Below are 21,655 nucleotides of genomic sequence, written 5' to 3'. Positions count from 1 at the left end.
GACTGGCGTTCCATCAAAAAAATCTTCTGCTCACCTTAAGTGAACAGCATTAGTGGATGGCTCTGCAATACTTTGTTTTAGTTTCTTACAGCAAAATACAGCGAACCTGAGCCTGCCGCTCCGAACTCAGTTCTTAAGTTAAATTTTGCTGAGTTTTATGTTTTATCTATTTCGTTATGCAGCATATTGATCATCGCCATTATTTTAAAATGATGAGTCTTTATCGCATGATGAAATTCTGCGTGTTGTTTATGAATTTTGCTTTCTATTTTATGCTGCTCGCTTTCTTTTGCATCAGCCACTTTGAAAACTTCATTAGTTGGATCTTGTTCAGCATCGCTCATTATTTTTTCATGCTCGTGTTCTTTATTGGCATGAGCTTGAATGACCTGAGCATGCTCTGAAAGTGATTCGGAATGCTGTTTCAATGCCTTTTCGATTTCACCTAACTTAGTGATTGCTTTATCGTGTTCTTGTTGCCAAAACTTGATTTCATCTAACCACAATGCATGTTCAGCCCCCCATTGATTGTGCTCCTGATGTACTGCGATATGCTCGTTTGTAGTAACCGTTTGAGCTTTTTCTTTGAGTGTCCTAGTAAACTCAATTAATTCTGCTGTATTTGAATTAGCAACGCTTTTTAGTTTGTCCCAAATTGATTTATTGACATAGGCGAGGTCAAATTCTATTTGGGCTTTATATGCATCACTTGCTCCTTCTACGGCCTCACTCCATAAGCGTAAGTTATTTTTTAATTCTCTACTCGCTTGTTGGATTTTTTCTTTACTTATTTCCTTGGCATCATGCAATTTTTCCTCTGCGGCATGAAAAGCTTGTTGTAATGTTTTGCCTTCTTTCACCACGAATTGTTCAACACTATCGACCATTGCTTGATAGCTTTCTTGTAATTCTGTTGCCAGTTTGTTTTTTTTCATGGTGAGTTTCCTTTAAAAATTCAAAATGAGACAGAGTCATAATGGCCCACACCATGGTTAGATACTATCCGGTCTTTTACTTAATGAAATGTGGAAACTACTTAAGACTTAAGACAATTTGTGAACACTGTGTTTGTTTAGCTAATAGCCAGCAGAGTCAGGTTCGTTGATACGAACATTATAAAACAATCATTTTCTTTTTGATGGCTTAAACGCTTTAGGTCTTCAATCTCCGCTTTGTGGTAATGGTTTGAATGGTATTATCAGAGATATGTGTGAGAAAAACACTTACATGGACAACCGGTTAATTTATAACAACGGATTCCTGCATTTGCTGTGTGAAGTAAACAGCAAATGCAGGAATGACGGCGAAAATAAGCTTCCTTTTTCATAAATGGTTAAAACCTGTGGGGTCATCCCACAGGTCCAAATCAAACACATTATGCAACCAAATGGTTGCATAAATACAATACCCATGCTTTACTTGCAAAAGATTAAACCTGAACGAGAGCTTCTTATGCAAAATATGATCAAACGTGAAATTGTGATTAACGCCAGTAAAGAAAATATATATGCGGCAATTGCCAATCCCGAACTGGTTGTAAAGTGGTTTCCGGACACTCTGGAAGGCGAATATCGCTCTGGACATCAAGCTATTTTCGGATTTGGGACAGACTGTCGCAATCGAATCTATGTGGTAGAGGCTAGACCTTACGATTATTTTGCTTATCGTTGGGTACCTGGGGCGGATAGTTTTGTTGGTGATGTACTTAACGTTCCTAATACACTCGTTGAATTCACAATTGAACAAGAGACTACAGATTTATGTAAAATAACACTGCTCGAGTCTGGTTTTGACCAATTACCCTCAGAGGTAATAAAGTCTGCAGTCGAACAAAACTCTAGCGGTTGGGATTTCATGTTGGGCCGTTTTGAAAATTACCTAAAAGCGATATAAATGATTGAAGCACAAATATATAAAGCCTTGGGTGATCCGGTTCGCCTGCAAATTATTACACGATTGGCTGCTGGGTCGCCTTATACCATAGGCGAATTATCAAAAAACCTAGGTATCTCTCGACAAGGAGCCCGAAAACAGCTGCAGGTGTTAGTATCGGCTAATCTAGTACATTTATCCCAAAAAGGGAGAGAAACAGAAGTCGTGTTGGATACAGATAAGCTGACTATCGCTAAACAGTTTATTACCAATATTGAACAACAGTGGGATCTGCGACTCCAAGCTCTGAAAGACTTTGTTGAAAATAATCCTACTAAAAAGTAGTCACAACACTCAATTTCCGTAGCCGAATCTTTTGATTCCCCAAACATGTGATATCACTACTATTTGTTTTTCAACAGCTCGTCACTCCCTTCCTGATTGAGATTTACCGCACGAATGGGGTAAGGGATCACAATGCCTTCCTGCGCATATCTTTTGTGTAAAGCTTTGATAAATGCAGACCTAATAAAAAAGCGATTAAAATATTCCTCAGCACGCAGCATCACAGTTAAGTTGATACTGGAATTGTCAAAGCCGGTAAAGATTACAAAGGTGTCGTAATCGGCAATGCCCCATTTATGAGTTTTAAGCACTTGTTTAGCGACTTCGAGTGTGACTCTCTCTACATGCTCTAAGTCAGAGTCATAGTGCACGCCAAGATCTACTGGCACCGAAAGCTGTTTTTCTGGGTAGTAGTAATTAATGATTTTCGACTGGGCGAGTTTGCTGTTAGGCATTATGACTACGTTATTTGGCAGCATTTTTATCCATGTAGAACGCCATCCAATTTTTTCAACGAAACCTTGCTCACCGGAATCAAGCTCAATAAAGTCCCCTACCCTGATGGGCTTGTCGGCCAGCATTTGAATTCCTGAGAAAAAGTTTTCTAAGGTAGGCTGTAATGCCAGCGCCACCGCAAGAGAACCCAGACCCAGAGAAGCCACAAGGGGTGTAATGGAGATCCCCATATTGGTTAGTATGATCAACACACCAATAACAATAATCACGCCTCGCAATAGGCCCCTTAAAAGGGTACCACTGCTGCGCAAACCACTTCCTTTGGAAATAATGCGAGTAATGGTCATGCGTGCAAAGTGATCTGCAAAAATTAGCACTGCAACAATGGTAAACATCAAAGCAATAAGGTTAATCTGTGTCACCCAAGCATTTGCAGTTTCGTCATAGAGTTGCACAAAGGTAACGGTTGCCTTTAAGCTAATGGATACAATCAATAAGCTTAAAGGACGCTTGGCTGCTCGTACTGTAATGCCTAGCCAGTCATAATTGCTAGGGTGATTCAGCGCTTTTAAATAAGCATATAAAAAACGTTTGATTAGCCAAATAGCAATCAAAACGATGCAGAAAAATATGGGCCCTATAGCCCAAATAGGCACCAACTCGGTGAGGGAATTAGAAATATTAGCGATGACTGACAAGAACTATACATCCTGTTAAAAGCCTAAATATTAAACAAAGCAATTTCCACACCACTAGAACTGCAAACGTAAAGATGTAACCTATTGAAAATAAACAATAAAAAGCACTACAAATGGGTTTAAAATACAACCGCACTGCATCCATGCATCACTGCACCAATTTGATAGCAAACCAATGACGAAGTCATGTTCTTTAACTACAAAGCGAATCGCCCTTTAAATAAGCTAGTTTGACGACGGGAAACCTCAACTTTTGCCCCGCTTGCCATAGTGAGTTCTAAGCCACCAGAACTGCATGGTTGTACCGCGTTAATCTTATCTAATTGCACAATATAACTGCGGCTCACGCGAAAAAAGTGAGTTGCAGGTAAACGTTTTTCAATCTGTGCCAAGGTTTTATTCAACATCGGATGTTTATTATCAAAATGCACTTGGGTGTAATTTCCCATAGACTCAAAACGCTCAACTTGCTCTAGTGGAATTAACCAGCATTTTGTTCCATCTTTAACAAAAAAACGTTGTTCCATAGTCATTAATTCATCAACAGACGCAGCTTCATCGGCAGTGTCTTTACTAGCCAAAATCTTAGTTAAACGCTCGCAGGCTTTCGCCAAACGTTCTTGGGTAATAGGCTTTAACAAATAATCGACCGCGTTGTTATCAAAGGCTTCTATGGCGTATTGCTCAAAAGCGGTAGTAAATATCACTTGGGGTGCAGGCATTAATTCGGTGAGTAATTCAAAGCCATTGCCGTCTGGCAAATTAATATCGAGAAAAAGCACATCGACTTTGTGTTGTTGCAAATACTCACGAGCACTAGCTAAGTTTTCAGCTTCGGCCACCAACTCAATATGATGAATATTCGCTAATTGAGATTTCAACTCCAAACGCCCCAACCTAGAATCTTCAACTATCATTGCGCGTAACATTAGGGCTCCTCTATTACGATTTTGGCTGTAACAGTCTGCTCGTTTTCAGTTAATGAAAAATGGGCGTTATCCTTAAACAACAAATGTAATCGCTGTTGAATATTTGTAATGCCGAGTTGGGTTGAGCCGTCAGAGGTGGCAATGTTACCCGGATTAGACACCTCAAGGGTTACATCCTTTTCAGCATCAATCTTAATGGTAATCATACCGCCATCCGAATTGTTACTAATGCCGTGTTTAATGGCGTTTTCTACTAACAATTGCAGCGATAAACATGGCACCTGACAATGCTCTAGTTGATTACCCGTTATGTGCCAGTTCACCGCTAGACGTTCCTCAAATTGCAATTTATTTAACTTTATAAAACTCTTGGTTAACTCTATTTCTTGGCTTAGTGGCCAAAGTTTGTCTTGCTTAGTTTGTAAGGTCACTCTTAAAACATCTGATAGCTGCGCTAAACTATCTCTGGCTTTATTAGTATCTTCTAAAATGAGTGCCCTAATATTATTAATGGCATTAAACATAAAGTGCGGATTTAGCTGATTTAATAATAATTCCATTTGGCTCGCCGCCAATTGTTCCTTTAGCTCTGCTTCTCTAGTAAACGCCAGCTTTAATGCCTTTTGACGTTTAAGAAGTAAATACACGGCAGACCAGCACAGTAAAAATAACAAAACATTAGGGTAAGACGCTAACAATTGCAGCAAGGCTACGTTGCTCACTTCACCAAATAAATACTCTTGGTTAGGTAACAAAACTAAGCCGATAATCGCTACCGCAACCAGCGATGCTAAGGCACTGCCCAATAAAGCTTGCCCTATGCCTTTAGGTAAAGAATCTGTTCCTTTATCACGGTAAAAGCGACGCAACATACCACTGGCAATCATCAGTGAAACAAATAAGCTAAAAGAGTTAACCAACTCGCCTAATCTATAATGGTTAAAGTAACCCCGCACAAATAAGTTGAGCAAAGTTAAGCCCCCCCAAATGCCTATTTGTACTAGCCAAAAGGTTGAAGGTGTTCTCATAATTGCTCTAACCAATGGTGAATATCCTTAATTACTTTGGGCGACATAGTTGTTTCAATAGTTGCATATTCTGCAGGTAAACCTTTATCCGCTGGTTGCAATAAATGATTCAAATTAGGATAAATCTTATAGGTTAACCATTGTTTATCAATAGATTGAATAAAACCATCGATATTCTGTTGCGCAGGCACTTGTAAATCCTTGGCACCACTAATGGCTAAGGACGGTACCTTTATCTTAGCTAGGAAGGTTTTAGGATCAGTTTTGATAAAATATTGCATCCATGGCGAGGTTAGTTGTGCTAATTGTCCATCAATTTGTGAAGGCGACATGCCACTTTCTGCTAACAATTTTTTAAGTTCTTGTTGTGGGGCGTTATTACTAACGGCTGTAATAATTTTTCGTTGTTGCTGGTCATCTTTTTCAAGTTGAACGCTATGCATTCCCCGTACTTTTTGGATTAAATAAGACTGATCAACCAATATCTGTGCACCAGACGTACCCGGTCCTGCTAAGGATACAAAAAAATCAGCACTGGTATCGGCATAAGTAGCCAGAGCAATTGCGGCAATAAGGCTACCTTCACTATGACCCACATATCCCACTTTACTATTGGCTATTCGTTGATGTGTTTGCATAAACGTTAAAGCAGCATTGGCATCACTAGCAAAATCAGCACTAGTGGCCTTAGCATATATTCCTCCAGATTCACCCACTCCTCTATCATCGAACCTCAGCGCAGCAATGCCATTTTGTGCCAATAAATCAGCCAACACTGCATAAATTTTATGACCAAAAGCATTGCCGTCTCGCTCCGTGGGGCCAGAACCAGATAATATAATAACGCTATATTTTATAGGTCCATTGGGTATTGATAATGTCCCCGCTAAGCTGTGCCCTTCTTGTAAATTTTTGAATACAACCTGCTCCACGTCGTAATTTGGTGTAGCGCTAGGGTCTTGTGGTTTAGCTTTGCGTACCTTAGCCGTTTTTGTTTTTACTAATGTGACCGGGGCTTTAAATCCTCCTTGTTGATATTCGCCTTTTATCTCACCATTGAGTAACTCCCCCTGGTAATGAATGCCCGCTGCCGTTAAGGCTAATGTCAGCTTGTCGCCTTCGAGACTGACTTCATCAAAATCGAGTCCGAATTGATTTTGTGCTGGCACATCTAACGACGCCACCATGCCCTGCGGTGATTTGCCAATATTGAAGACAAATTCAATACTTTTCTGCTCATTGATTATCAGCTTACCTTGCCAATGACCTACGAACATTTGTTCGTCAATAGTATTGTTAGTTTGTGAAGCAGAGACGGGCGTAGTAACGGGCGCAGTAACTACCTGAGAATCAGAGCTTGAAGGCCCTGCATAACAAGTAAATGAGATACAGCTAGTTAACAAAGTAGTACTAATAGTTTTTAAGAAAGGTTTCATGTTGTGTCCTCTTGATTAAGTGGAGCTAACTTAAAACAACCAAAAAGTCTCAGGTGAGTTTTTATATGAGCGGTAGATTATTCATGTAAACGGTAATTGATAGCTAGGGAGAGCTATTTATCAGTAGAGGTTAATGACTCACAGGAATAACTAACTTGCAAAAGCAATCACGAACAGTTATTGAAGCTCCCTGAAACAAAACGATGCGCAGTGTGCCCTGCACATGCAAAATCAACCAAACAAAAACTGCCTGTCTAATTCACTCACCCCCAAGCCACTCTTTTTGGTGACCCTTAACTGGGTAGGGATCCGTTCTTTCATAGCTTCGATGTGGCTAATCACCCCAATCATTTTGCCCGAGGCATTGAGGTTATCCAACGCGTCTAAGGCTATATCTAAAGTTTCGGCATCTAAAGTACCAAAGCCTTCGTCTAAAAACAGCGAGTCGATGCTGGTTTTATGGCTGACTAAATCAGACAGTGCCAAAGCTAGAGCTAGACTGACCAAAAAGCTTTCACCGCCAGACAAGGTTTTGGTGTCGCGCTCTACGTCACCTTGCCAAGTATCGAGTACGCTCAGGGCGAGGCCGTCTTCGTCTTTGCGCTTGAGTAAATAGCGGCCGTGAATACGATCCAGTTGTTTGTTGGCTAAGTGCACTAAATTATCTAGGGTTAAGCCCTGAGCAAAACGGCGGAACTTGTCGCCATTAGCCGAACCAATTAATCCATGTAAATAACTAAGTTGCTCATACTCTAATTGCTGTTGAGCAATTTCGGCCAATAACGTTTGTTGTCGCTGGCTTTCTTTTTCATCAGCTACAAGCTGGCTGCTAATGCCGCCACGTTGTTCAACCAGCAGGTCTTTTTCAGAATATAATTGGCTTAATTGTTCTCGCACTTCCTCTATTGGAGTTTGCGACCATTGCTCGGCATAAGGTACCTGATTCAGCTCTTTTAAGGCAAAATTCGATTGCTCTAGCAAGGTGTTGGCCCTTTGCAATTGTGCATCTAGTTTTTGTTTAAGTGCCAGCAACTCGGTGCGTTTTTGTTCAGGCAATAAAGCGCTTTCAAAGGCTTGCTGCTCAGTAAGAGGGCTTTGGCTAAGCAATGTTTGCCACTTGTCTGCTTTTTGCTTAACGGCCTGGTCTAGCTCAGTTAATTGCTCAGTGATAGCTTTTATCGAAGCCAACACATCATTATATTGTTGGGCGATTTGCTTGTGACTTAGGCTAGCAGCTTGCTGTACTTGCTCGGCCTTGGTTAACTGAGTACGACTCTCGGCACGGGCCTCTGCCACGGTTTTATCGGCAAATAATTGCTGGCGTTTTTTCTGGGTTTGCTCATATTCTTGTTGCAGCGCATTACTCGCCGATTGCGCCTCAGAGAGTTGCTCTGTGAGCTTTTGTAGCTGCTGCTCATTCGCTAAATACTCGGCATTTTTAGCAGCAAGTTGTTGGCCTAAGCTTTCATTTTGTTGGGCTTTTTGTTGATAGGTTTTCACGTCTTCGGCTTTGTTCTGTAACCATTGGTTCAGTTGGTTTTCGCGAGGTGCGGCATAACCTAAAGCCACAATATTATTCAGTAAGTCTGTACTCTGAGTGTTCACCGACTCAATTAGTTTTGCGTATTCTGCCTTAACCTGTTGCTCGCTTTGCTGAATAGTTTGCTGCTGTTGCTCCAGTAGTTTTATCTCACTAGCCAGTTTGTCATATTGCCGCTCACTTTTGTTTAACGCTTCTTTGTTGGCCAAGCGCTCTGAATCTAATTGCTTAAGTTGGTTAGACAAAGTTGTGAGTTGTTCTAGCTGATTGCTTAACCCCTGGCTATAAGCTTGTAACCCATGTTGGTCGCTGATCTCACAAGTTAACTGCAACACCTGCATACTTTGTTGCCATTCGCCATCAAGCTGGCTTTGTGTGCTTTGACTTGCCTCCAGACTAGTTTGTAATTGTTTGAGTCGTGAATTAGCTGTGTCTAACTTTTCACGTACTTCAGTGCCTTGCTGTTTAAGTTGTTCGAGTCGCGATTCTGCCTGCTGTTTTCTGGCCACAGTGTCGGGAATATCTATGGCCATATCCATTGATTTGGGGTGTTCGATAGCCCCGCATAATGGACATTCATCGCCCGCTTTAAGTAGTTGTCGATACTGGGCTAACTGCTCTTCTTGACTAAGCAATTGCTGTAAATCTTTGTAGCTTTGTTCTTGCTGTTGATACTGCTTGATTAGCTCATTACGCTGATTGTTTAGGTCATCGGCTTGTTGTTGCACTGTTGTCAGCTCAGTTTGAGCTTGAGCCTGCTCTTTGACTAATTGCAGGTGACGACGTTGTATATCTTGCGCCTTATGCAATGGCGCCCACGAGTTATTAATCTGTTGCTGTTGTTTGTCTAAGCTGGCTAAATCGGTGTTGGCACTTAAGCTTTGATATTGGGTATTTTGTGCCGCCAAGTTGTTTTTTTGCTGTTGAACTTGCTCAGCTAAACCTTGCCAATCTTGAGTTAACTGCTGATACTGAGTACTACTTTGCTTAAGTTGTTGCGCATATTCACCGCTTTGCTGTTGTAACTTTTGCGCCCTTTGTTTATCTCGTTCCATTTGGCTCAGAGCAGCTTTCCAACCACTTAACTGCTCAGCTACTAAGCTATCGGCCTGATGGGCTGTTAAATAATTTTGGCCCTGAGTGTGTTGCTCGGTTAATTCAGTTAGCGTTGCGGTTAAGGATTTTTGACTAGCACTTAGACTCTGCTGCTGTTGCTGCAACTGGCTGACTAACTGCTGTTTGTCTTGCAGTTTTTCAGACAAGTTTTTAATTTGGCTATCCAAGGGCTGCACTTGCTCTGTGATCAACTGCTCTTGGTCATGCTGGGCTTGTTTAGTGCGTTGCAGCGCTTGCTCAGCGCCAGTTAGCTTATCGGTTGCTGCTTGTAACTCTATATCTAACTTAGCTTGGCCCTGCTGCTGGCTAGTGAGTTGGCTTTGCGTTTTTTGTTGCTGCTCTGTAGCCTCTAGCAGTTGTTGCCAGTTGGGCCTAAGTTTTTCAGCGGGCTCACTTTTTTCAAGTAAGATTAAATCATCTTGGGCAAGACTAATGGCTTGTTTGGCCTCTGTACTCAGTGCGTTGGCGGCTTGCTGATTATTTTGAGCAGTGTGTAATTTATCCCACCAATTTAGCTGGTTTTGATTGTTATTAATCTGTTTTTCGATGTCGGTTTGTTTGTTCTGCAGCTCTTGTAATTGCTTTTGTAACTCTTGCTTTTGTTCTGCCGATAACAATTGAAAAGTATTCGCTCCTGCCTGCAATTCAGCTAAAGATTGTTTTGCTTGGCTAAAGTGCTCGTGCACCTTAATTGATATTTGGCCATATATTTCTGTGCCTGTAAGTTCTTCGAGTAACTCAGCTCGTTGTTTTTCATCGGCATTTAAAAAGGCCGCAAAGTCACCCTGAGATAACATCATCGACTTGGTAAAACGCCCAAAGTCTAAACCCGTTAGTTTTTCTATTTCATCACTTTTTTGCCTAATTTGCGTGGCTAATACTTTACCTGTGGCCACTTCAGCGAGTTCTGCATCGGCGGGTTGTAGGTTACCTTCTACCTTACCTCTAGAGCGACGCATACTCCAAAATGCTCTGTAGGCAGTATTTTTTACTTCAAATTCTACTTCGGCTAAACACTCAGTTGTGCCGCGAGTCATGATTTCGTTACTTGAATTAGTAATCTGCCCAAGCCTTGGGGTTTGATGGTAAAGGGCTAAACAAATGGCATCGAGCAAAGTAGTTTTACCAGCACCCGTTGGCCCAGTAATGGCAAACAGGCCGTTTTCAGAAAAGGGAGATTGAGTAAAATCAATTTTCCACTCACCTTTAAGAGAGTTAAGGTTTTTCAGGCGAATGCTTAATATTTTCATCGTTCGCCTCCCTGCTCTTGGACTTCTAGCAATATTTGACTAAAGCGCTGGCGTAGCTGTTTGAGGGACTGCTTTTCTTCATTGGCTTCTTCTGATCCTACTTCACTACTGTTAGCAAAAGACTCCATGGCTAAACGCTTTTCAAATACCTCATAGGGGCTGAGCTCTGCTAGGGTTTCGTTTTGTGCTTGGTTGAGTAACTTGCGGCGCTGATTACGAGTACGTCTGAGTTGTAACACTTCGACATTAAGCTCTGCGGTTAAGTCTTGAACTCGCTGTTGTAAGTCTGACAAATAATCTTGGCTGTCGACTTCTAAGCACAGCCAACAGGGTAAATCTGACTCACTAGTTTTAAAGGATTTTAATGCAGCCTCGATAGCTACCAAGTCGCCTTTTATCACTTGCATGGGTTGAAATAAAGGCACCTCAATTGGCCGTAAACTTGTGGGCTGCGCGCCAGTAAACTCCACCAACATGACTTGTTTCGGTTTGCCTAACTCGTCAAAACTTAAAGGGATAGGTGAGCCGCAATAACGTATATGCTCAGACTTGGCGACTATTTGCGGCCGATGAATATGTCCAAGGGCGATGTAATCGGCTGGCGGAAATCCATCAGCGGCAAAGCCATCTAGTGTCCCGATATAAATATCTCTCACACTTTCAGATTGGCTTACACCTAAGGCGGTTAGATGGCCAGTGGCAATAATGGGGATATCTAACCCCGAGTCGTGTTTTTTAGCTAAAGCGATTTGATAGAGGTTGTGATAATGCTGCTTGATGGCATCACCTAAGGCTTGGCGTTTATCTAAACCCGTTTCACCAGCGCTGCTTTGCAAAACATCACGGGCTCGAATAAAAGGGACTGCACACAAAACAGCTGCCGGTTGACCTTGCGCATCAGGGATAGTGAACACTTGCTCTTCAATCGCCACGCCTGTGCTTGCCACCACAAAAGTATTTAGACAGGCAAGGATTTGTTTGGACTCGTTTAAGGTAGAGACTGAATCGTGATTACCGCCAAGCACCACCAGCACACAGTTGAGCTTTTGCATGTCTACCACAAACTGATTGTACATTTCTCGGGCGTAACTGGGCGGTGTGCCGGTATCAAAAATATCACCAGCGATAATTACTGCATCAATCTGTTCTGTGGCCACTAACTGCAATAACCAGTCTATAAAGCCTTGATGTTCGTCTTTACGGCTTTTAGTGAAGAAACTTTGGCCGAGATGCCAATCAGAGGTGTGCAGTATCTTCATTGTGACTTTCCCAGACTTCAAAAATAATGTGTTTCATTGCAACATGCGCTAATCGGCATTATACCCTTGGCGCGGCAAAATATTGAAATAACAATATCTGAAAAAACTGTTCTAAATGATGTGTTTATTTATTTGGGGAGGTATTGAGAGAAGTAAATGCAACCATCATAAATACTACAATACAGTCGTGACTATATGAGACCTGATAAAAAACGTATTGCTCATACAAGACTTAGATTGGCCTAATTGAGCGCCGTTATTTCACGATTCAGCGGTAAAATTTTTAAATCAGTCTCTGCTGCTAATGTCGTCATTTTTTTCCAATTCAGCAATATGTTTATTTGCGGCGTTTAGTTGGCGCTCCATTTCGCAACGGGCGTCGATCATTTCGTTAGCGATAGAGGCTAAATATTTGAACTCTGAGAAACCCAGTTTTTTGCTGTCCATATGTTGGTATTCTCTTTTACAACGATAAAAAAACATCACGAAATTTAAGAACGCCCGTTGGAAGGTAATATAACTTTTAACCAATAAGATAATTAACGCTAAGGACGTAATAATCATAATCACCAAACTAATGCGTTCTACTCGTTGTTCTGCATTGGAGATAAGCAACGCCAGTTTGTCATTGACTCTGATTAATTGACTTTCCAGAGCGTGGGCTTGTTCGCGAAACTGTCCTTGCAAACCCATATTGTGATTTAGACCAATGGTTTGATAGGCGGAAACTAACTGCATAAAACTCTGCTGATAGGTATTCAATAATGTTTGTTGTTGCTGCACGTTAAGCTGATTACTTCGAGAAATAGCCGAGGAAAGTTGCTGATAAAGCATAGTTTCACGATCCACGTAGTCTAAATTTTTGCGCAATAAAAAATCCTTTTCGCTACGGCGCATTTGCAATAGCAGCACTTGCAAGTCATCTTGACGCAGCTGCTGAAATTGTGTTTCTAAACTGTGAGTAGCCTCTCGAAAACGTCCTTGAAAACCGCTATTTTCATCGAGACCAATCTGGGTTTGTAAATTGACTAGCGCAAAAAATTTGCTTCGATACTGGACAAAATTATCACTCAGCTCAGCAAATAAGGTGTCGGTATTTCCTAATTTCGCAAAAACAGGTTTTATCTGGGTAACCTGTTGCGAAAAGTTATCGGCTCGCCCTTTGAATAGATCCACGTATTGCGGATCTCGGCGTAGTAAAAAGTCTTTTTCATGACGACGTAATTGCAATAGCTCGCTGCGTAAGCTCAGTAGCTGTTTACTCTGAGTATTAAGGCTAATCAATCTGTCAGTATTATAAATTTGGTTGCCAACCAACACTAACATACCTAATAAACACACCCCGATAATGATGATTAAGCGGGTTTTAATAGAATCAAACTCTAATGATGCAAACACAGTCTAACCCTCTGAATTTTAATACTTAAGCATGGCATTTTTTTGTGACGTTTTTATGTATTTAGTTTGCTAGAACAGCAGATACTGACTCAACACTTTTACTTTATTCAAAGTAATTAGCTTGTGTTTAGCGGTTTCGCCCTTACTATAACTGCACTTTTAAAGTACTAGGAAAGTACTAGAGTTAAACCCTAGGTTGTATTGAGAGTTCTAAATAATAGTGATGTGGTTTTGGCGCGGATTAATTTTCAGTTTAAGTATTGTTATGTTGTTAACAATAGCTTGCCCTGCCCAAGCTTTAGATAAAGCTCCAAAACTCGCACATGCCACCAGCATCACTTATGGTTTTCATAGCGAAGCTAGTAACTTAGATAAAATAGACAGTTTCTCTGAGAAACTATCCGCTTCTCCAGTATCTGAAACTGTACACAAGCTAACAAGTAATCTAAGCCACTCAAACGATTTGGCTGAGAATACAAATAACAACGACCACTCTCCAGAAAAAGCTCCCACTTTTGAATTCACGGTAAACCCCAATATCAGTCTGCCGCCACATGAGCGACTCGCAGCCAGCACCTTTGGCGCTAGTGTACAAATTGAAGCCCTGTTCCTTTTAGTTTTTGAATTTCATCCCGAAATTTTAGATCTCAAACACTTTCTAGCACCCTTAAGTACTATTAGTGCTGTACCTTGGTATTTGCGCCCCAGTGCCACAAATAAACAGGGCCGTACCGCTGGCTGGAAAGACAATAACACCTTATACACGGGTATTATCACCTATCTAAGTTAATTCGTTCTCACGCGCTCAACAGCGCACATTTTAAATCAGTACTTGTTGTACTACATTTTTCGCGCCTGCGCGTTGACGCGCCCGCGCAGTCCATTTGAACAGTCCATTATTTTACCACTGTTTTTTGGCACCAATAGAGAACACACATGCGTAAAGCTACTTCCAAGCCCAAGCACACTTGGCAAATTTTAATCATTATTATTACTGTGACCATTTTAGGGCTAAATGCCTTGCCTACTTTTTATGGCAACAATAATGCCGTATCGATCAATACCACTAATGCAAATCTGTCGTTACCCAATACACAACAACTGCAGGATGTATTGCACAAAAATGGCATTGAAGTTAAACAAATAATTAACACCGGAACCAGCAGTAAACTTGTGATTGCTGGGGATGACGAGACGTTAAACCGTGCTCAACAACAATTAAAGGAGACCTTGGGCGAAGGCTACAAAATAGCTCTAACCAATCAATCTGCAGCACCCAAATGGTTACAAAAATTAGGTATGTCACCGATTAAACTAGGATTAGACTTAAGTGGCGGCGTGTTGTTTGTGTTAGAGGTTGACACAGATAAGGCTGACCAAGAACGCCTAAGTAGTATTAAAGACCAAGCCTTACAAATCATTCGTGACCAACGCCTTAGGGGCACGACTGTTAAGCTTGATACCGCAGTTGAGAGCCAAAGCAAATTTGAGAATCAACTTCAGGTGCAGTTTCTTAACCACCAGCTTTCGAAAATCAAAAATTTAGTGCGTCAAATTCAGCAAACAATGCCGGGCATTAATTTCACCCAAACCAGCGATAAAACAGGAATATTGGGATTTTCTGAACAAGACAGTCTTAGTTTTCACCAAGAAATTATGCATCAAGCGCTTTCTACTTTACGGGGGCGTATTGAGGAGCTGGGTATAACCGAAGCAGTCACCCAGCGCCAAGGACAAAACCGTATTCGTATCGAACTACCTGGTGTTAAAGATCCACAACAGGCTAAGCGAATTATTGGCGCCACCGCGTCGTTAGATTTTTACGAGATGGCCAATAGCAGCACTGCGAGTGCCAAACACCTTAGCGATCAAAACGGGCAACGTTTAAGCCTAGCGCCGAAAGCGATTTTCAGCGGATCAAATATCGAAAATGCTAGCGCCGGACGAGACGAAATGGGTTCGCCCCTTGTAAACCTGACACTTGATGGGCTGGGCGGCAAAAAGATGTCTGAATTTTCCAAAGATAATATAGGTAATCCTATGGTGTCTGTTTTTTCTGAGTATCACAAAAATAGTGCCGGAGAAATGATCAAAAACAGCAAAGTTATCAATGTTGCAACTATCCAAAGCCAATTGGGTAATCGTTTTAGTATTACTCATATTGATAGTCCGCAGGAAGCGTCAGATCTGGCATTGCTGCTGCGGGCAGGCTCGTTAGATGCGCCTATCACCATAGTGCAACAACGTACTATTCAAGCCTCGCTTGGAAAAGAAAACGTCAGTAATGGTTTAATGGCACTGGCCATTGGTTTAGGCATAACGTTGCTATTTATGGGTCTGTGGTATCGCAAACTAGGCTTAATTGCCAATGTCAGTTTAATGCTAAACCTAGTGTGTTTATTGGGATTAATGGCGTTATTACCTAACGTGGTATTAACCTTACCAGGCATAGCTGGATTGGTGTTAACTGTGGGCATGGCGGTTGATACCAACGTGCTCATTTTTGAACGAATAAAAGAACAACGCTTACGAGGTAGAAGTAATTTTTTAGCCATTGAAACAGGTTACAAAGAAGCCTTCTCTACTATTTTAGATGCCAACGTCACAACTATGATTACCGCCTTGATTTTACTGAGTATTGGTTACGGCCCAGTGAAAGGATTTGCCATGACCTTAAGCTTAGGCATTTTAACTAGCATGTTCAGCGGTGTGTTTATCTCACACATCTTGACTTATTTAGTCAAACCGCAAATTGCAGTAAAACAAAAGGAGTTAAACTAATGAATAATAAATTAATACCGAGGCACCCCTCCAGCACAGCAAATCAACAACCCACCTCAGGGTTGAGTAGCTTCAGTAAATTTCGTATCGCTGGCTTTTACTTGGCAATCACTTTGATGGCTCTCTCGCTACTAGGTCTAGGTTTTAAAGGCTTAAACCTAGGCCTCGATTTTACTGGTGGTTATATGACTGAATTTACTACCGAACAAAGTATTGATAAAACCCAAATGCAACAGCAACTAAGCGAAGTATTGCATGACGGATTTGAGCTCAACAGTAGCGCAGCCAATACCCAGTGGAACATTCGCCAAGCAGTCGGCGCAGAAAATGTCATAGATAAAGCATGGTTAACCACTTTTTCCAACCAAAGCGGCTACAGTATTACCCCACAAGACTCTACATTTATTGGTTCGCAGGTCGGTGCAGAACTTATCGACAACGGCAGTTTAGCTTTACTGGTTGCTGCAATCGCTATGATGCTATATCTGACTTGGCGCTTTGAATGGCGCTTAGCCTGTGGATCGCTCGTGGCTTTAGTCCATGATGTTTTAGTGGTACTTGGTTTATTTGCATGGCTCGGCTTACCCTTTGATTTGACGGTGCTAGCCAGTGTACTTGCCATAATAGGTTATTCACTGAATGACTCTATCGTTATCGGCGACAAACTGCGCGAAGTCATGGGTGCTAAAACCGCTAACAGTATGAATGACATGATCGATACAGCTGTAAAATCGACTCTTACTCGATCCCTTATTACCTCGGGGACAACCTTAGCTACCATTGGCGCTATCTGGATATTTGGCGGGCAACCCTTGCAAGGGTTTGCTATCGGCCTATTTGCTGGGGTGGTTTTTGGTACTTTATCTTCCATCGCATTGTCGGCCACCATTCCACAGTTAATTGGATTAAATAAGGATTTTTATCGACATCGCGAACAGGAGTTATTACTAGACAAGGCCCCCTAAAATACTTTCATTTATCGACACAAGCGTCCAACAGTAGAGGGCGTTTGTGTACGTATGAGGACTACCGACCCAATAAAAATAAAATGAAATAAAAACAAATTAAATGAAATCAATCAAGGGATGAGGTAATGTTATATTTTTACATTTCAATGGAACATCTTGATGTTTTGGACTTCTATACTGAAACTATGCAACGCTTTATTTTTGTTTACGTTAGTGGCTTGCGGTTCAAGCACGAATAACGACGATGAATCTCATTTTGTTGAAAATGAAAATTTCGTCAAGATCCCCTTACAAGCTAGCATATCCAACGTACAACCTATGACAGGTTTGGTTTTTTGGACGGACAATACTCGTGCCCTAGAAAGTTTAGGTTCCAGTGTGCAATTAGAATTTTCATATATGTTATTTAGTGATGTCGTTCAGCAAGAGGGTGAATACAATTGGCAAGTAATCGATGAACTGCTCGACGATATCGCCGGCCGTGGACATCAAGCAATATTACGGTTTCGCTATACCTATCCTGGGCATACCCAAATCTCAGTACCTGATTCCATAGCTAATTCAGCCAGTTACAACATAATGTTCGATAAAGTAGAAGGAAAAGATACCTTTTTGCCTGATTGGAGTCACTCAGCGTTTCAAGACTTTAGTTTACAATTTTTCGTCGATTTCGCGGCACGTTACGATGGCGATCCTCGTTTGGCGATGTTGCAAGTGGGTTTTGGTTCTTATTCTGAGTATCATTTATATGACGGTCCAGTGAGTCTAGGGATTAACTTTCCAAGTAAAACCTTTCAAAAAAGCTTCTTAGAAAAGATGTCTTCGAGTTTTAATACTACGCAGTGGTCAATTTCTATTGATGCGGCCAATGATGTTTATTCGCCTTTGGCCACAACACCCAGTCTTAAAGAAGCTGACTTTGGTGTCTTTGATGATTCATTTATGCATAAAGAGCATTCAAATAGTGACTCAGAATATAATCGCGCTAGCTGGCTTTTTTTTGGTTTAGACCGGTATAAATCAAGTATGTTGGGGGGCGAATTTAGTTACTACTCTGGCTACGACCAACAACATGTACTCAACCTACCGGACGGCTCTTGGGGGCGCAGTTTCGAGTCGTTCTCCCAGCAATATCATCTCAGCTACATCATAGGTAACGATCAATACAGATACCAATCGGCTCAACGTATAAAACAAGCCTCGTTAGCTATAGGTTACAAATTTAACATCGAAAGTTTTAGCGCCTCACCTAACCAAAGCCGAGTCACGATTAGCAATACAGGCATCGCTCCCATCTACTATGATGCCTATCCAGCCATAAATGGCACTCGCTCAGCGAAATCGTTAAAAGGTTTGTTACCTAGTGAATCACGTAGTTTTGAGTTTGAAATAGGTGGTCAATCCCCAGTTTTGACTATAGAAAGTGAACATCTAGTACTAGGTCAAAAAATTGAGTATTCAGCTAATTTGTAGCTTTAACCTAGGTTAAAGCTTTTCCGTTTACAATAATACCCAATGCAAGGGAACGCGCTGCACCAGAATAAATATCAATTAACCGCTGTCTAAAACCAAAGCTCAGGTCAATTCCTTTAATTTTGGATAATTGATTGAAACGAAAAAGTAAATATCAGCAGAGCCGGTTGTCTTAACTTTCTCCGTGCTATAAGTTTGTATGTCTGTTATTTAGTTGGGGATAACTATGTCATCTGAAAAAACACTTAAGTTTGAGTTCGAAAAACAAAATAAAAATAGTATTCGCTATAAAGAGATACCCTCCGATGGCATGCCTGCGGTAATGGGGAGTATTTACGTGCAAAAATGGTTTGCTGGCAATGCTAAAAATATTGAAATAACCATCAATAAAAGCGACTAAAAATGTGAACTTTCTGACGCTGTGATTGAATCGCAATAGTTGGAGTTTGTTTTGATTTTTTTACATGGAGTACCTAATGTGCAGTGATCGCCGAAAATCCATTGAATTGAATGATTTATTAAAGGAAAAGCTTTTTCAAGCTGAGACTTTAGTGGCAGATCTTGTCAAAAACCTTGAATCAAATAACCTCCTCAATGTAGCCCAAATCCACAATTCTCTTAATGCCATAACAAGTCACAACCACCAAATTTTTTTAACAATGCAACAAATATCAACAATGTTGCAAAACGTCGAACACGACGAGGCCAATACTCGCGTAACAACCAATTTTCCCAATGCCTTGACTAACAATGCTCAAATACGCAATTGGTTATTAACCTGGCCGCAAATTGATGAATTGGTGAAAATGCAAGTGCCGCCCCAAAAACGCGAGTTATTTCGTAAAACCAAGGCCGCGAATGACATCACTGTAAGCCAATTATCTGCCTACGATAGTGCCTTTGATTATCTCCGCGGCAAATTAAATACAAAAAGCCAAGGCACCGATGCCGAAAAGCATGGCTGTTTCGCTGACATTTCGTTTCCTAATAGTGTGTTTTTAGAAAACATCCATGCGGCGTATCGTTTACTTCTGGCTCAAGGAGTGGCATCGCAATCTCAATTCATAGATGTAGGTTGTGGCAGTGGTTTAAAAGTGATGCAAGCGTCTTTGTTTTTTAGTCGAGTGGTTGGGCTCGAGTATGACCCAGGCTACGTTAATGTGGCCCGAGAATTACTTGAACAGGTACATATTGCAAGTTGTGATGTCATCCATGGTGACGGGATAACGTTCGAAGGTTATAAAGATTTCAATCTAGTGTATTTTTATCGCCCTATGCGAGATCCCGCAATGTTGAATAAACTAGAGAATCAAATCACCAGCACGGTCGAACCAGGAACCATTTTGTTTGCTCCCTATGAACAGTTTTATTTTCGTCATAAAACGCTAAATTGTGCTTCTTTAGGGGGCAGTTTATATCTTGCAAAGTCCACTCAGTCACAAGCCGATGCACTTCGAATAAAAGCCGAATCTACGGGCACTTTTTACAAAAAACTACTTAATGTACCACCTTCAATTTGGGATCCAATTATCAAGTTTTCCCACAAAAACGGCTTTGGATTAGATAGCTAACCTGAACTCGGGATAACTAAGTTGGCTCATTGCGCAATGGATTTGCAATAGTATTAGGGCTAGCTATAATCCTGCCCTTTCATTTAATCTACCTTACCTCTGAGCTTTATCACTTTGCAGTTTATTATAAGATTACATCCCGAAATTATCGTCAAAAGTCGCAGGGTACGCCAGCGTTTTACATTTTTATTGGAAGGTAATGTACGCCGAGTGTTTGAACGTAATCATCTAGCCATCAACTTAGTTTGGGCTTGGGATAAGCTCACCTTAGTCGTTGCTCCTGAATCACTACACAAGCAAGATGAAATTATTGACTTGTTACAACGAATACCCGGTATCAATCAAATATTGCAGGTACAAGAAAGCACCTTTACGGATCTAGACGATATATGCAAACAGGTTAAGCAAGTTTGGCAGCCATTATTAGTTGGGAAAAATTTTGCAGTGCGGGTTAGACGCCACGGCAAACACCCATTTTCGTCGATGGACATTGAAAGATATGTTGGCGCTCATCTCAACCAACATTGTGAAAGTAACGGGGTTAAGCTTAAAGATCCTGATGTGACGATCGAATTTGAAGTAGATGGCAACACCTTGATACAAAGCCATCGCCGTATACAGTGCTTAGGCGGGATGCCTTTGCCCTCCCAAGAAGAAGTGCTATCGCTAATGTCGGGAGGCTACGATTCTGGTGTGGCTGCTTATCAAATGATCCGCCGCGGTGCGCGCACCCATTTTTGCTTTTTTAACATGGGTGGCCGTGAACATGAAATAGGCGTGAAGCAAGTCAGCTATTACCTCTGGAAACGTTACAGCGAATCTCATAGGGTTAAATTTATCGCGGTAAATTTTGAGCCTGTTATAGCCGACATCCTCAAAAATGTTAAGAACAGTCAAATGGGGGTCGTGCTCAAACGCTCTATGTTAAGAGCCGCCGCTAAGGTAGCAGATAAACTCGCTATCGAGGCACTAGTAACAGGTGAAAGTTTAGGTCAGGTATCGAGTCAAACTTTGAGTAATCTCAGTGTTATCGATAAAGCCACCGATAAACTAGTACTACGTCCGTTGATTTGCATGGATAAAATGGAAATTATCACACAAGCTAAACAAATAGGTACTGAAGACTTTGCCAAAGTTATGCCGGAATATTGTGGGGTTATTTCGCGTAGACCGACGGTTAAAGCACAATTAAACGAAGTTGAATTTGAAGAAAGTAAATTAGATTTTGGAATAATTGAACGTGTGGTCGCGGATGCTAGAATGCGGGATATTCGGACCATAGCCGAAGAGGCCGAACAAGAAACTCAATACGTGAGTCATGTTGATGTTCTGCCAGCTGGATGTGTAGTTTTGGACATTCGCTCTACAGAAGAGCAAGAGCGAGCCCCTTTGCATTTGGCCGGAATACCAGTGAAACACATTCCCTTTTTCAAACTAGCCTCAGTATTCCCTTCACTACCACAACACCAAGCTTATTATTTGTACTGTGATCGCGGGGTAATGAGTCAATTGCAATCATTGTTGTTACATGAACA

General features: G+C 41.4%; 17 protein-coding genes. 9 read left to right on the top strand and 8 right to left on the bottom strand.

Features of this window, described 5'->3' with window-relative positions; translation table 11 throughout:
* Positions 1-155: 155 nt before the first annotated feature.
* Positions 156-935 (bottom strand): zinc ribbon-containing protein, encoded by a 780-nt coding sequence (locus KO534_RS06955; RefSeq protein ID WP_215928817.1) that lies wholly within the window; start codon positions 933-935, stop codon positions 156-158.
* Between the two features lie 517 nt (positions 936-1,452).
* Here KO534_RS06955 and KO534_RS06950 point away from each other — a divergent pair.
* Both KO534_RS06950 and KO534_RS06945 read left to right on the top strand, forming a co-directional pair.
* Positions 1,453-1,893 (top strand): SRPBCC family protein, encoded by a 441-nt coding sequence (locus KO534_RS06950; RefSeq protein WP_215928815.1) that lies wholly within the window; start codon positions 1,453-1,455, stop codon positions 1,891-1,893.
* Positions 1,894-2,217 (top strand): ArsR/SmtB family transcription factor, encoded by a 324-nt coding sequence (locus KO534_RS06945; RefSeq protein WP_215928813.1) that lies wholly within the window; start codon positions 1,894-1,896, stop codon positions 2,215-2,217. It begins immediately after the preceding gene.
* A 59-nt stretch (positions 2,218-2,276) separates the two neighbouring features.
* On the opposite strand, the gene KO534_RS06940 is transcribed toward KO534_RS06945, so the two are convergent.
* From KO534_RS06940 to KO534_RS06910, 7 genes are all read right to left on the bottom strand, one after another.
* Positions 2,277-3,371: a mechanosensitive ion channel family protein gene (locus KO534_RS06940; protein WP_252732001.1), complete on the bottom strand. Its 1,095-nt coding sequence runs from the start codon at positions 3,369-3,371 to the stop codon at positions 2,277-2,279.
* Between the two features lie 197 nt (positions 3,372-3,568).
* Positions 3,569-4,300, bottom strand: coding sequence for a LytR/AlgR family response regulator transcription factor (locus KO534_RS06935; RefSeq protein ID WP_215928811.1), 732 nt, complete (start codon positions 4,298-4,300; stop codon positions 3,569-3,571).
* Complete coding sequence (locus KO534_RS06930; RefSeq protein WP_215928809.1) at positions 4,300-5,328, bottom strand: sensor histidine kinase; 1,029 nt, start codon at positions 5,326-5,328, stop codon at positions 4,300-4,302. Before KO534_RS06930 ends, KO534_RS06935 begins: the two co-directional genes overlap by 1 nt.
* A complete protein-coding gene (locus KO534_RS06925; RefSeq protein ID WP_215928807.1) occupies positions 5,325-6,764 on the bottom strand; it encodes an alpha/beta hydrolase in 1,440 nt (479 codons plus the stop codon). The genes KO534_RS06930 and KO534_RS06925 overlap by 4 nt, the downstream gene beginning before the upstream one ends.
* A 231-nt stretch (positions 6,765-6,995) precedes the next feature.
* On the bottom strand, positions 6,996-10,670 hold the full coding sequence (locus KO534_RS06920; protein ID WP_215928805.1) for an AAA family ATPase: 3,675 nt from the start codon (positions 10,668-10,670) through the stop codon (positions 6,996-6,998).
* Entirely contained in the window at positions 10,667-11,929 is a 1,263-nt protein-coding gene (gene sbcD / locus KO534_RS06915; RefSeq protein ID WP_215928803.1) for an exonuclease subunit SbcD, read from the bottom strand. The genes KO534_RS06920 and sbcD overlap by 4 nt, the downstream gene beginning before the upstream one ends.
* Positions 11,930-12,217: 288 nt before the next feature.
* A complete protein-coding gene (locus KO534_RS06910; RefSeq protein WP_215928801.1) occupies positions 12,218-13,327 on the bottom strand; it encodes a hypothetical protein in 1,110 nt (369 codons plus the stop codon).
* A gap of 265 nt (positions 13,328-13,592) precedes the next feature.
* Here KO534_RS06910 and KO534_RS06905 point away from each other — a divergent pair, with 265 nt between their 5' ends.
* The 7 genes from KO534_RS06905 to thiI form a co-directional block, all read left to right on the top strand.
* Positions 13,593-14,117 carry a hypothetical protein gene (locus KO534_RS06905; RefSeq protein ID WP_215928799.1) on the top strand — a complete coding sequence of 175 codons (525 nt, stop codon included), beginning with the start codon at positions 13,593-13,595 and terminating at the stop codon, positions 14,115-14,117.
* A gap of 146 nt (positions 14,118-14,263) precedes the next feature.
* Positions 14,264-16,108 (top strand): protein translocase subunit SecD, encoded by a 1,845-nt coding sequence (secD, locus tag KO534_RS06900; protein ID WP_215928797.1) that lies wholly within the window; start codon positions 14,264-14,266, stop codon positions 16,106-16,108.
* A complete protein-coding gene (gene secF, locus KO534_RS06895) occupies positions 16,108-17,073 on the top strand; it encodes a protein translocase subunit SecF (RefSeq protein ID WP_215928795.1) in 966 nt (321 codons plus the stop codon). The genes secD and secF overlap by 1 nt, the downstream gene beginning before the upstream one ends.
* 162 nt (positions 17,074-17,235) lie before the next feature.
* A complete protein-coding gene (locus tag KO534_RS06890) occupies positions 17,236-18,549 on the top strand; it encodes a hypothetical protein (protein ID WP_215928793.1) in 1,314 nt (437 codons plus the stop codon).
* A 226-nt stretch (positions 18,550-18,775) separates the two neighbouring features.
* A complete protein-coding gene (locus tag KO534_RS06885) occupies positions 18,776-18,949 on the top strand; it encodes a hypothetical protein (protein ID WP_215928791.1) in 174 nt (57 codons plus the stop codon).
* A gap of 76 nt (positions 18,950-19,025) precedes the next feature.
* Positions 19,026-20,120: a class I SAM-dependent methyltransferase gene (locus tag KO534_RS06880; RefSeq protein ID WP_215928789.1), complete on the top strand. Its 1,095-nt coding sequence runs from the start codon at positions 19,026-19,028 to the stop codon at positions 20,118-20,120.
* 114 nt (positions 20,121-20,234) lie between these two features.
* The coding region (gene thiI / locus KO534_RS06875; protein WP_215928787.1) for a tRNA uracil 4-sulfurtransferase ThiI at positions 20,235-21,655 on the top strand (1,421 nt) is incomplete at its 3' end.

This window comes from Paraglaciecola arctica (assembly GCF_018861065.1).
GTDB lineage: Bacteria > Pseudomonadota > Gammaproteobacteria > Enterobacterales > Alteromonadaceae > Paraglaciecola > Paraglaciecola arctica_B.
This window is presented reverse-complemented; position numbering and strand designations above follow the sequence as displayed.